Source organism: Mesorhizobium sp. M8A.F.Ca.ET.207.01.1.1 (assembly GCF_004794715.1).
GTDB lineage: Bacteria > Pseudomonadota > Alphaproteobacteria > Rhizobiales > Rhizobiaceae > Mesorhizobium.
In genome coordinates, this window is record NZ_SRUS01000147.1 from 1 (window position 1) to 402 (window position 402).

Below are 402 nucleotides of genomic sequence, written 5' to 3' on the forward strand. Positions count from 1 at the left end.
CTCCGACGGCATGAGCCGGCTGTGGCCAACCGTCGGCGCGCTGGCCGGCTATGGGCTGTGCTTCTACCTGCTGTCGGTCACCATGAAGTCGGTGCCGACCGGCGTTGCCTACGCGATCTGGTCCGGCGTCGGCATCGTGCTGATCTCACTGATCGTACTGGTGGTGTTCAAGCAGCGCCTGGATGCACCGGCGCTGGCCGGCATCGCGCTGATGCTGGGCACGGTGGTGCTGTTCAAGATGAAGCGTGACCGCTATGCCTGGGTCACTGCGGTACCGGCAGTGTGGCTGCTGATCTGCACCACCTACGCCGGCTTCATCAAGATCTTCGACAGCAACCCGGCGCAGGGCTTCCTGGCGCAGGCACACAAGTTCCAGGCGGCGCTCGCCAGCGACACCATCAC

General features: G+C 64.9%; 1 protein-coding gene. It reads left to right on the forward strand.

The features are described from left to right. Nucleotides 1–402 (forward strand): multidrug efflux SMR transporter (locus tag EN850_RS36865; protein WP_210238016.1); only part of this gene is annotated, 402 nt, incomplete at both ends.